A 10,821-nucleotide genomic window follows, 5' to 3' on the forward strand; every position below is an offset into this window, starting at 1 on the left:
GTGACCGAGATCGCGACACAGCATCTCGACACCATGCTGGAAAGGGCCGAGGGCGGAACGGTCGACTACGTCGACGAGTTCGCCGGGAAATTGCCGATGGACGTCATCTCGGAGCTGATGGGTGTCCCCGAGCCGGATCGAGTTCAGGTCCGGGCCTGGGCCGACGGCGTGATGCACCGCGAAGAGGGCGTCAACGATGTACCGCCGGAGGCGATCGAGGCCTCTCTCAACCTGATCGTGTACTACCAGCAGATGGTGGCCGAGCGGCGCAAGAAGCTGACGGACGATCTGACCTCGGCGCTGTTGGAAGCCGAGATCGACGGAGACCGGCTCACCGACGAAGAAGTCCTGGGCTTCATGTTCCTCATGGTGATCGCCGGGAATGAGACCACCACCAAACTTCTTGCTAACGCGGCATTTTGGGGTCACAGGAATCCCGATCAGCTGGAGCCGGTCTACGACGATCTGTCCCGCGTCCCGCTGTGGGTCGAGGAGACCCTGCGCTACGACACCTCCAGCCAAATCCTGGCCCGCACGGTGTCCGGAGAACTCACCCTCTACGACACGACGATCCCTGATGGTGACGTCTTGTTGTTGTTGCCCGGCTCAGGGCATCGCGACGCGCGGGTGTTCAAGAATCCCGACGACTACCTGATCGGGCGCGATATCGGTTCCAAGCTTTTGAGTTTCGGCAGTGGGGCACACTTCTGCCTGGGCGCGCATCTCGCGCGGATGGAAGCCCGTGTTGCCCTCACCGAGTTGTTCGAGCGAATCCGCGGTTACGAAGTGGACGAGGCCAGCGCCGTCCGCGTCCACTCCAGCAATGTCCGCGGATTCGCTCACCTACCAATGAGTTTGGAGGTCCGCTGAATGCCACGCTTTGAGCCACTGCCCGAACGCCGGCCGGTAATTGTGGCAGGCGCCTCCTCCGGCATCGGTGAGGCCGCCGCCATCGAACTCGCGGAGCACGGCTTCCCAGTCGCCCTGGGTGCCCGCCGGGTCGAGAAGCTCGACGACCTCGTCGGAAAGATCAACGCCGACGGCGGCGAGGCGGTCGGCTTCCACCTGGACGTCACCGACCCGAACTCGGTCAAATCGTTTGTCGCACAGTCGGTGGATGCGCTCGGCGACATCGAGGTGCTGGTGGCCGGTGCGGGCGATACCTACTTTGGCAAACTCGCCGAGATCACCACCGACGAGTTCGAGTCGCAGCTGCAGATTCATCTCGTCGGCGCTAACCGGCTGGCCACCGCGGTGTTGCCGGGCATGCTTGACCGGCAACGCGGCGACCTGATTTTCGTCGGTTCCGATGTGGCACTGCGCCAGCGGCCCCATATGGGCGCCTACGGCGCGGCCAAGGCCGCGCTGGTGGCGATGGTCACCAACTTCCAGATGGAGCTCGAGGGCACCGGCGTGCGCGCCTCGATCGTGCACCCCGGCCCGACCAAGACTTCGATGGGCTGGAGCCTGCCGGCCGAGAAGATCGGCCCCGCACTGGAGGACTGGGCCAAATGGGGCCAGGCCCGCCACGACTACTTCCTGCGCGCAGCCGACCTCGGGCGTGCCATCACCTTCGTCGCCGAGACACCGCGCGGTGGCTTCATCGCGAACATGGAGCTTCAGCCCGAGGCCCCGTTGGCCGGTAAAAAGGACCGTCAGAAACTCGCGCTCGGCGAAGAGGGGATACCAGGAAATGGTTGATTCAACAACGGCGAACACAGCGATCGTGCCGCGGGTGTCCGGCGGCGAGGAGGAACACGGCCACCTCAAGGAATTCCGCACCGACCCAATCGGTTTGATGCAGCGCATCCGCGAGGAGTGCGGCGACGTCGGCTGGTTCCAGCTCGTCGACAAGCACGTCATCTTCCTGTCAGGCGCCGAGGCCAACGAATTCTTCTTCCGCTCGGCCGACGAGGACCTCGACCAGGCCGAGGCATACCCCTTCATGACACCGATTTTCGGCAAGGGCGTGGTGTTCGACGCCAGCCCTGAGCGGCGCAAGGAGATGTTGCACAACTCCGCCCTGCGCGGCGAACAGATGAAGGGCCACGCCGCCACCATCGAGGGCGAAGTCAAGAAGATGATCGCCGACTGGGGCGACGAAGGCGAGATCGAACTGCTGGACTTCTTCGCCGAGCTGACCATCTACACGTCGACGGCCTGCCTGATCGGCCTGAAATTCCGCGAACAGCTCGACCACCGGTTCGCTGAGTACTACCACGAGCTGGAGCGCGGCACGGATCCGCTGTGCTACGTCGACCCGTATCTTCCGATCGAAAGCTTCAAGCGTCGCGATGAGGCGCGGGTGAAATTGGTTGCGCTGGTTCAGGAAATCATGAATCAGCGGATCGCCAACCCGCCCGCCGACAAGGCCGACCGTGACATGCTCGACGTGCTGGTGTCGATCAAGGACGAACAGGGCGATCCCCGGTTCTCCGCGGACGAAGTCACCGGCATGTTCATCTCGCTGATGTTCGCCGGACACCACACCAGCTCCGGCACGTCGGCGTGGACGTTGATCGAATTGATCCGCCACACCGACGTCTACGCCGAGGTGCTTGCCGAACTCGAGGAGCTGTACTCCGACGGTCAAGAGGTCAGTTTCCATGCGCTGCGCCAGATTCCGAAGCTGGACAACGTGGTCAAGGAGACCCTGCGTCTGCACCCGCCCCTGATCATTCTGATGCGGGTCGCGAAAGGCGAATTCGAGGTCGCCGGCTTTCCGATTCACGACGGCGACTACGTCGCCGCATCTCCGGCCATTTCCAACCGCATTCCCGAAGATTTCCCCGACCCCGATGCGTTCAGGCCCGACCGCTACAACAAGCCCGAGCAGGCTGACACCGCCAACAGATGGACCTGGATCCCGTTCGGTGCGGGCCGACATCGTTGTGTAGGAGCCGCTTTCGCGCAGATGCAGATCAAAGCGATCTTCTCGGTTCTGCTGCGCGAGTATGCTTTCGAGATGGCGCAACCTGCCGACAGCTACCATAACGACCACTCCAAGATGGTCGTGCAGCTCGCCAGTCCGGCCAAGGTCCGTTACCGCAAACGCGGCGCTTAGGTGTCAAAACTCATGAGCACAAAGAGATTTAGAATCGTCGCAGACCTGGATTTGTGCCAGGGTCACGCAATGTGTGAGCTGGAGGCACCCGACTACTTCCGGGTGCCCAAACGCGGAAAAGTCGAAATCCTCGATCCAGAACCCCCGGACGAGGCCCGCGACGAAGTCGAGCGGGCAGTCGAGATGTGCCCAACCCAAGCTCTATCGATCCAAGAAGACAAGGGAGACTGACTCAAAATGTCGAAGCCGTCACACTCGCGCGAAACACTCGAGGCATGGGTCGACCGCTGGCTGCAGGCCAACAAGGACTGCGAAAAGGCCGGCGACTGGCAACCGCTGGCAGACTTCTACGCTCCCGAAGCGACCTACGGCTGGAACATCGGACCCAAGGAGGACGTGATGTGCGTCGGGGTCGACGAGATCCGCGACGTCGCGCTGGGCCTGGAAATGCAGGGCCTGGAGAACTGGGTGTATGAGTACCAGAAGGTCCTCATCGACGACAAACAGGGTGAAATCGTCGGCTTCTGGAAGCAGATCGTCAACAAGACCGACGGCAGCCAGGACGAGATCTACGGCATCGGCGGCAGCTGGTTCCGGCTCAACGACAACGCGCTCATCGAATGGCAGCGCGACTTCTTCGACTTCGGACACGTCGCGAAGATGTTCGGCAACCTGATCGAGTCCGGCGATCTGAGCACCGGCATGCAAAAACGCATCGAACGAAGCGTGGCCGGTGAGAAGCTGCCCGGCTACTACCCACTGGGACAGGCCCCGGTGCCCCTCTGGTGATCGTGTACGGCTCCCCTGGTGACCGGGGTCACCCGCTGACCTACACTTGACCAAGCGGTTGCTTGCCTGGAGCTCGGGCCGTCCTCAACCGACGTTCAATGACGAAAGCAGGTTCACGGTGAAGACCAAAGGTGCGCTGATCTGGGAGTTCAACCAGCCGTGGGCGATCGAGGAGATCGAGATCGGCGACCCCCAGAAGGACGAAGTCAAGATCCAGATGGAAGCGGCCGGCATGTGCCACTCCGACCACCACCTGGTCACCGGCGGTATCCCGATGGGCGGCTTCCCGGTTCTCGGCGGCCACGAGGGCGCCGGCATCGTCACCGAAGTGGGCCCCGGCGTTGAGGACATCGCACCGGGCGACCACGTCGTGCTGTCGTTCATCCCGTCCTGCGGCCAGTGTCCGACCTGTCAGGCCGGCATGCGCAACCTCTGCGACCTGGGTGCCGGGCTGCTGGGCGGCGCCGCGGTATCCGACGGCACGTTCCGCATCCACGCCCGCGGCCAGGACGTCTTCCCGATGACGCTGCTTGGGACGTTCTCCCCGTACATGGTCGTGCACCGCAGCTCGGTGGTGAAGATCGACCCCTCAGTCCCGTTTGAGGTTGCCGCGCTGGTCGGTTGTGGTGTCACCACCGGCTACGGTTCGGCGGTTCGCACCGCCGACATCCGGCCGGGCCAGGACGTCGCGATCGTCGGCGTCGGCGGGGTCGGCATGGCAGCGCTGCAGGGTGCGGCCACCGCCGGCGCTCGCTACATCTTCGCGATCGACCCGGTCGAGTGGAAACGCGATCAGGCCCTCAAGTTCGGCGCGACGCACGTCTATCCCGACATCAACTCCGCAATGGGCGGAATCATGGAAGTGACCCACGGCCTAATGGCGCACAAGGTTATCGTCACTGTCGGCGAGCTGCACGGCGCGGACGTGGAAAACTACCTGATCCTGACCCAGAAGGGCGGCACCTGCGTGCTGACCGCCATCGGCAGCTTGCTGGACAACAACGTCAACCTGAACCTGGCGATGCTGACCCTGATGCAAAAGAACTTGCAGGGCACCATCTTCGGTGGCGGCAACCCGCAGTACGACATCCCCCAGCTGCTGTCGATGTACAAAGCCGGCAAGCTCAACCTCGACGACATGATCACCCGTCAGTACAAGCTGGAGCAGATCAACGACGGCTACCAGGACATGTTGGACGGCAAGAACATTCGCGGCGTCATCCGTTACACGGACGCCGACCGGTAAACGCCATGTCGCAGGAAACCGTCCAAGAGTCCCCCGCTGTGAGCGCCTCACAGTCGTCGTGGCGCTGTGTCCAGGCCCATGACCGAGAAGGCTGGCTGGCGCTGATGGCCGACGATGTCGTCGTCGAGGATCCGATCGGGAAGTCCGTCACCAACCCCGACGGCACCGGCGTGCGGGGCAAGGACGGCGTCGCGGAGTTCTACGACACCAACATCGCGGCCAACCAGTTGCAGATCACCTGCGAGGAGACCTTTGCATCCAGCGATCCCAACGAGGTCGCACATGTCTTGGTGCTGCGCAGCAAGTTTGACAACGGAATCACCAGCAGCGTGCGGGGCGTGTTCACCTACCGGGTCAACGACGCGGGCCTGATCGCGAACATGCGCGGCTACTGGAACCTCGACATGATGACATTCGGCAACGAGGAGTGACCGCACTGCTCGCCGGCCGCGGCGCGGTGGTGGTCGGCGGGTCGCGGGGCGTCGGGGCGGCCGTTGCGGCTCTGTTGGCGCGGCGCGGCGCCGGTGTCGTGGTCAACGGCCGAGACGCCGAGGCCGCCCACGCCACCGCGGAAGAGATCACCGCCGCCGGCGGGCGTGCCGTCGCTCATTCCGGTTCGCCGTCCGATCAGTGGGCAGCAGAATCGTTGGTGGACAGATGTATTGACGAGTTCGGCGGCATCCATATCCTGATCAACTGCGCTGGCATCGCCGAGCCGCCGGGCTCGTCCATCCTCGACATCAGCTCAGCGCAGTTCGCGGAGTTGCTCGACGCGCACCTGGGCACGGTGTTTGCGACCTGCCGGGCCGCAGCACCCAAGATGGTCGCGCAGGGCGGCGGCAGCATCGTCAACAGCGGCTCGTTCGCGTTCCTCGGCGACTACGGCGGCACCGGATACCCGGCCGGCAAGGGCGCGGTCAACAGCCTGACGCTGGCCATCGCCGCGGAACTCAAGGAGCATGGCGTGCGGGCCAATGTGGTGTGCCCCGGCGCCAAGACCCGGTTGTCCACCGGGCCGGACTACGCCGCGCACATCACCGACCTGCACCGGCGAGGCTTGCTTGACGAAGTTTCCATGCAGGGTGCGCTGGACGTTGCAGGGCCGGATCACGCCGCGCCGGTCTATGTCTATCTGGCCAGCGATCTCGCCAACCGCCTGACCGGCGAAATCTTTGTCGCCTCAGGCGGTTTCGTGGGCCGATTCCCCAGAGCGACAACAGATCTGATCGGCTACCGCAACCATCACGACTCACCGCCGTGGTCGGTGGAGGAGCTGTCCGCGTTACTCGACGGCGGGGCTGCCTAGGCGTTCGCAGCGCAACATATGCTGAAGCGATGGCCCGCGTCGGCGACGATAGACAGAGCAGTGCGACCTGAAAGGGCAGGAGGAGCGGCGCCTATGACAACTATCTTCAGCAAAATCATCAATGGCGAACTGCCGGGCCGGTTCGTGTACGAGGACGACGAGGTCGTCGCCTTCTTGACCATCGAGCCGATGACCCAGGGACACACCTTGGTGGTGCCGCGAGCCGAGATCGATCAGTGGCAGGACATCGAGCCGGCGGTGTTCGCCCGGATCATGTCCGTCGCCCAGCTGGTCGGCAAGGCGGTCTGCCGGGCGTTCGAGGTCGACCGGGCCGGGGTGATCATCGCCGGGCTCGAGGTTGCGCACCTGCACGTCCACGTCTTCCCGACTCGTAGCCTCAGCGACTTCGGCTTCGCCAACGTCGACCGCAACCCCTCCGCGGAAGCCCTCGACGAGGCGCAGGCGAAAATCAAAGCGGCGCTTGCCGAACTCGGCGAAGGCTGATCAGCTTCGCTCGTGATAACCGTGCCGAGTCTTGAACAGATCGGGAAACGAACCGTGGGCAGATTTCGCCCACTCGTCCATGGTGTCGATGTTGATCCCGAAGGTCGACTTGTACGAGGCCGCGAGTAGCAAGAACATGGCCACATATACACCCGACATCGCCCAGGCAAGCTCTTGCCAGTCGTGGTTGACGGCGACGGGCACCACAACACTCGCGATTGTCAGAGCCAGCACGATGCCGAGCAGCCCACCGTAGGTGATGATGGCGGCCGCCGCGATCGCATATCTCTTTTCTTTCAACAGTATTGGGATCTCATTCACCAGCCGTCCACTGGTATGGCCGAGCCACAACCTCGTCGGATACGTGATGCTGGGGATGTGATCCAGCAGCTTCTGCTCGAGAAGGACTATCGCTTGATTGTGCGCGAATACTCGACTGTTCAACTGCGAATGCCAAGCGATGACCATCCACAGAGGTATTGGAACGACCGGAACCAAAGCGTGCGGGACAGTGTCCGGTCTGGTTGCCCACACGGCGCCCACCACGGTGGAATAGGCCACCAGGATGCTGATCAGCGACAGCGCATGTCCCAGGATGCTTTGCACCTCGGTCCGTTCAGCCTGGAACAACGCGACGATCGCAGGCACCGAATCCTCACCGCCGATTGAATCGTTATCGGGAGTCGCCATCGGTGGGGGCCTGCTGCTTACCGGGCTGAACCCGCCCGCGCGGGCACGTCGGCGATACGGGGCAGGCTGAGGTAGAACCGGCAACCCTGCCCGGGCGCAGTGGTGACGTTCACGGTTCCGCCGTGGGCCTGGATCAGCGAGTCGACGATCGACAACCCCAGGCCGGTACCGCCGCTACTCCTGGCGCGCGAGGAGTCGGTGCGATAGAACCGCTCGAACACGCGCATTGCGTCTTCCTGACTCATACCGGGACCTTTGTCGGTGACCTCCAGAATCGCATCTTCGGCGTCGGTGCCGACGCGCACGGTGATATCGGCGGTTTCCGGAGTGTGCTGCAGAGCGTTGGTCATCAAATTGCCGAGCACCTGACGCAACCGGGCCTCGTCGCCAAGCACCTCAGGGGTACCGGGCCCGTCCAGCACCTCGATGATGATCGTGCGGTTGGGTGCGACCGCCTGCGCGTCGTGCACGGCGTCGGTGGCCAGCGCCAGCAGATCCACCCGGTTGCGTTCTATCGGGCGCTGCGCATCCAGTCGGGCCAGCAGTAAAAGGTCGTCGATGAGCAAGCCCATCCGCCGCGATTCGCTCTCGATGCGCGACATCACCATCTCCATGTCGCGCGCGGCGCCCTGTCGGTACAACTCGGCGAAACCCCGCATCGTGGTCAACGGTGTGCGCAGTTCGTGGCTGGCGTCGGTGATGAACCGGCGCATTCGGTCTTCGGAGATAAGCGCCTTTTGCGCAGAGGACTCAGACGATGCCAGCGCTTGCTGGATCTGTGCGAGCATTCCGTTGAGCGCAGCGGAAAGTCGACCCACCTCGGTTCGCGAATCACGCTCGGGGACACGGCGATCGAGCTGACCCGCAGCGATCGCGGCGGCGGTCTGTTCGACCTCCATCAACGGTTGCAGACTCCGGTGCACGACCCACCACCCCGCTAAGCCGACGACCAGCAGCACCGCCACACCAATGCCGAGTTGCAACCAGGCCAGCGAACGCACGGTGTGCTGGATCTCGGACAGGTCATAGGCGACGGTGATCAGTCGATTGGGCCCCCGCATCGACACCACCCGCCACTGCACGCCCGAGTTGTCGATCGATCCAACGGTTGTCGGCTCGGGTCCGACGTCGTTGTTGGCCGGCAGGACCGGCTCGGCGTGCCGGTCGTTGATGACGGTCCGGCTACGACCGTCGGAGCTGAGGCTGCGCACGTAGAAGTTGGACGGCGGGCGGTCGAGATTGGCCCCGTGCGGCACCTTCAGCGCGCCTTTCGGCGCCTGCGCCCAACCGCGCGACGCCTCTTCCAGGTTTTGGTCGGCGCGCGCGATCAGGTGCTGACGCAGGATCGAGGTCACCGCGATGCCCGACGCTGTCAGGCCGCACGCAACCAGCAGCAGGGTGGCGGCGACCAGCGCCACGCGCAGCGGCAGTTCGATTCGAAATTGTCGCGGCATAGCCGGTTATCGAGGCTCCCGCAGCACGTAGCCGACGCCACGCAGGGTGTGCAGCAGGCGCTTCTCACCGGTATCGATCTTGCGACGCAGATAGGACACATAAGACTCGACGACGTTTACGTCACCCCCGAAGTCGTAACGCCACACATGATCCAGGATCTTCGGCTTGCTCAACACTGTCCCGGCATTGATCACGAAATAGCGCAGCAGCGTGAACTCGGTGGGTGACAACGACACTGGCTCGCCGGCCTTCCAGACTTCATGGGTGTCTTCGTCGAGTTCGATGTCGGCAAACGTGAGTCGCGCCTGGTGGTTCTCGGTAATGCCTTTTCCGGTGCGGCGCAATATCACTCGCAGCCGGGCGACGACTTCTTCCAGGCTGAACGGCTTGGTGACGTAGTCATCGCCGCCCAGGGTCAGCCCGGCGATCTTGTCCTGCAACGAATCACGGGCGGTGAGGAACAGTGCGGGCGCGTCGATGCCGTCGGCGCGCAGCCGGCGCAGCACCCCGAAGCCGTCCATGCCGGGCATCATCACGTCGAGGATCACGGCGTCCGGCTTGACTTCGCGAGCCAAATCCAGCGCCGATGCTCCATTGGTTGCGGTGTGGACTTCGAAGCCCTGAAATTTGAGGCTGACCGACAGCAGTTCGACGATGTTGTCTTCGTCGTCGACGACGAGAACCCGTGCTTCTGGTACTGATTCTTCTGCAAGTAGTGCGGCCATGAGTTCAATTCCCTCGCACTTAACTAAAAGAATGCTGCACGTTGGCTGTGCTGCGCCTGAGAGTTCAGTGCCAGCCCGATCCCGGCCAATGTCCACAGGATATCGCCCCGCCTGAATAGACTCGGGGAATGAATCTCGGCAAGAGTCTGGCAAACCTGGCCACCGCGCCGGTGCGAGTCGGACTCGCCGCCGCCGACGCGGGCCTAGGTCTTGCGACGTCGGCGCTGGGGATGGCACACCGAACCCTGGGCGATCCGGGCACGGCGAGCGGATCCAACGCGGTCGCGCACATGCTGGGCATCGACGACGCGATTACCCGGGCCAACAGGCTGGCTCGGTTGCTGGACGACGACGCACCGCTCGGACGAGCCCTTGCCACCGATGGGCCGATCGATCGGTTGCTGCGCCCGGGCGGAGTCGTCGACATGCTCACCTCGCAGGGCGGCCTGCTCGATCGACTGACCGCCGAGGGCGGTGGGCTCGAGCGCGCGCTGAAGCCCGGCGGGTTGGTGGACCAACTGACCGCCGACGACGGACTGATCGAGCGGGTGCTCGCCGAAGACGGGCTGGCCGATCGGCTGCTTTCCGAAGGCGGTTTGATCGACAAGCTGACCGCCCGCAACGGGCCGCTGGAGCAGCTCGCCGACGTCGCCGACACACTGAGCCGGCTGGCGCCCGGGATGGAGGCCTTGGAGCCGGCCATTGCCACGCTGCAGGATGCGGTGATGTCGCTGACCTTGGTGGTCAACCCGCTGAGCAGCATCGCCGAGCGGATCCCGCTGCCCGGTCGCCGTCCGTCGAGGCGCACTTCGACTCGGACCGTGCGCTCGCAGCGCATCATCGACCACGAGAGCTCAGGCCCCGACGAGTGAGCCGTTAGGCCGGCCGGGTCACAACAGAGAGCTAGCCTTCGGATACTGAGGCCGCTGGAGACGGTATGTCCTAGCGCCGACAGGGATGGAGCCGCGTGAGAGACTCGAACTCTCGCCATTCGCCTTACAAGGGCGACGCTCTACCAACTGAGCTAACGCGGCCGGCCGAC

The 10,821-nt window shown here is 63.9% G+C and carries 13 protein-coding genes and 1 tRNA gene; 10 read left to right on the forward strand and 4 right to left on the reverse strand.

What is annotated here, in order from left to right; genetic code table 11:
* The 9 genes from VGG53_RS15240 to VGG53_RS15280 form a co-directional block, all read left to right on the forward strand.
* On the forward strand, positions 1–870 hold an 870-nt coding region (locus VGG53_RS15240; RefSeq protein WP_331518899.1), incomplete at its 5' end, for a cytochrome P450.
* Positions 871–1,701, forward strand: coding sequence for an SDR family oxidoreductase (locus VGG53_RS15245; RefSeq protein ID WP_331518900.1), 831 nt, complete (start codon positions 871–873; stop codon positions 1,699–1,701).
* Positions 1,694–3,064 (forward strand): cytochrome P450, encoded by a 1,371-nt coding sequence (locus tag VGG53_RS15250; protein WP_331518901.1) that lies wholly within the window; start codon positions 1,694–1,696, stop codon positions 3,062–3,064. Before VGG53_RS15245 ends, VGG53_RS15250 begins: the two co-directional genes overlap by 8 nt.
* A 12-nt stretch (positions 3,065–3,076) precedes the next feature.
* On the forward strand, positions 3,077–3,295 hold the full coding sequence (locus VGG53_RS15255) for a ferredoxin (protein ID WP_331518902.1): 219 nt from the start codon (positions 3,077–3,079) through the stop codon (positions 3,293–3,295).
* Between the two features lie 6 nt (positions 3,296–3,301).
* Complete coding sequence (locus VGG53_RS15260) at positions 3,302–3,853, forward strand: nuclear transport factor 2 family protein (RefSeq protein WP_331518903.1); 552 nt, start codon at positions 3,302–3,304, stop codon at positions 3,851–3,853.
* A 118-nt stretch (positions 3,854–3,971) separates the two neighbouring features.
* Positions 3,972–5,099, forward strand: coding sequence for an NDMA-dependent alcohol dehydrogenase (locus VGG53_RS15265; protein ID WP_331518904.1), 1,128 nt, complete (start codon positions 3,972–3,974; stop codon positions 5,097–5,099).
* Positions 5,100–5,104: 5 nt separating this feature from the next.
* Positions 5,105–5,530 carry a nuclear transport factor 2 family protein gene (locus VGG53_RS15270; protein WP_331518905.1) on the forward strand — a complete coding sequence of 142 codons (426 nt, stop codon included), beginning with the start codon at positions 5,105–5,107 and terminating at the stop codon, positions 5,528–5,530.
* 26 nt (positions 5,531–5,556) lie between these two features.
* Entirely contained in the window at positions 5,557–6,405 is an 849-nt protein-coding gene (locus VGG53_RS15275) for an SDR family NAD(P)-dependent oxidoreductase (RefSeq protein ID WP_414688977.1), read from the forward strand.
* 93 nt (positions 6,406–6,498) lie between these two features.
* Positions 6,499–6,909: an HIT family protein gene (locus VGG53_RS15280; protein ID WP_331518907.1), complete on the forward strand. Its 411-nt coding sequence runs from the start codon at positions 6,499–6,501 to the stop codon at positions 6,907–6,909.
* Here VGG53_RS15280 and VGG53_RS15285 read toward each other — a convergent pair whose 3' ends face one another.
* From VGG53_RS15285 to VGG53_RS15295, 3 genes are read right to left on the reverse strand one after another with little or no spacing between them, the layout of a single operon-like run.
* Positions 6,910–7,599 carry a hypothetical protein gene (locus tag VGG53_RS15285; protein WP_331518908.1) on the reverse strand — a complete coding sequence of 230 codons (690 nt, stop codon included), beginning with the start codon at positions 7,597–7,599 and terminating at the stop codon, positions 6,910–6,912. It lies immediately after the preceding gene.
* 17 nt (positions 7,600–7,616) lie between these two features.
* Positions 7,617–9,053 (reverse strand): HAMP domain-containing sensor histidine kinase, encoded by a 1,437-nt coding sequence (locus VGG53_RS15290; protein ID WP_331518909.1) that lies wholly within the window; start codon positions 9,051–9,053, stop codon positions 7,617–7,619.
* A gap of 6 nt (positions 9,054–9,059) precedes the next feature.
* Entirely contained in the window at positions 9,060–9,779 is a 720-nt protein-coding gene (locus tag VGG53_RS15295) for a response regulator transcription factor (protein WP_331518910.1), read from the reverse strand.
* A gap of 128 nt (positions 9,780–9,907) precedes the next feature.
* Here VGG53_RS15295 and VGG53_RS15300 point away from each other — a divergent pair, with 128 nt between their 5' ends.
* Positions 9,908–10,651 (forward strand): hypothetical protein, encoded by a 744-nt coding sequence (locus VGG53_RS15300; protein ID WP_331518911.1) that lies wholly within the window; start codon positions 9,908–9,910, stop codon positions 10,649–10,651.
* A gap of 86 nt (positions 10,652–10,737) precedes the next feature.
* On the opposite strand, the gene VGG53_RS15305 is transcribed toward VGG53_RS15300, so the two are convergent.
* Positions 10,738–10,813: transfer RNA gene (locus VGG53_RS15305), tRNA-Thr, on the reverse strand.
* Between the last annotated feature and the right edge of the window lie 8 nt (positions 10,814–10,821).

The sequence above is a fragment of the Mycobacterium sp. genome (assembly GCF_036490025.1).
In the GTDB taxonomy this organism is placed as follows: Bacteria; Actinomycetota; Actinomycetes; order Mycobacteriales; family Mycobacteriaceae; genus Mycobacterium.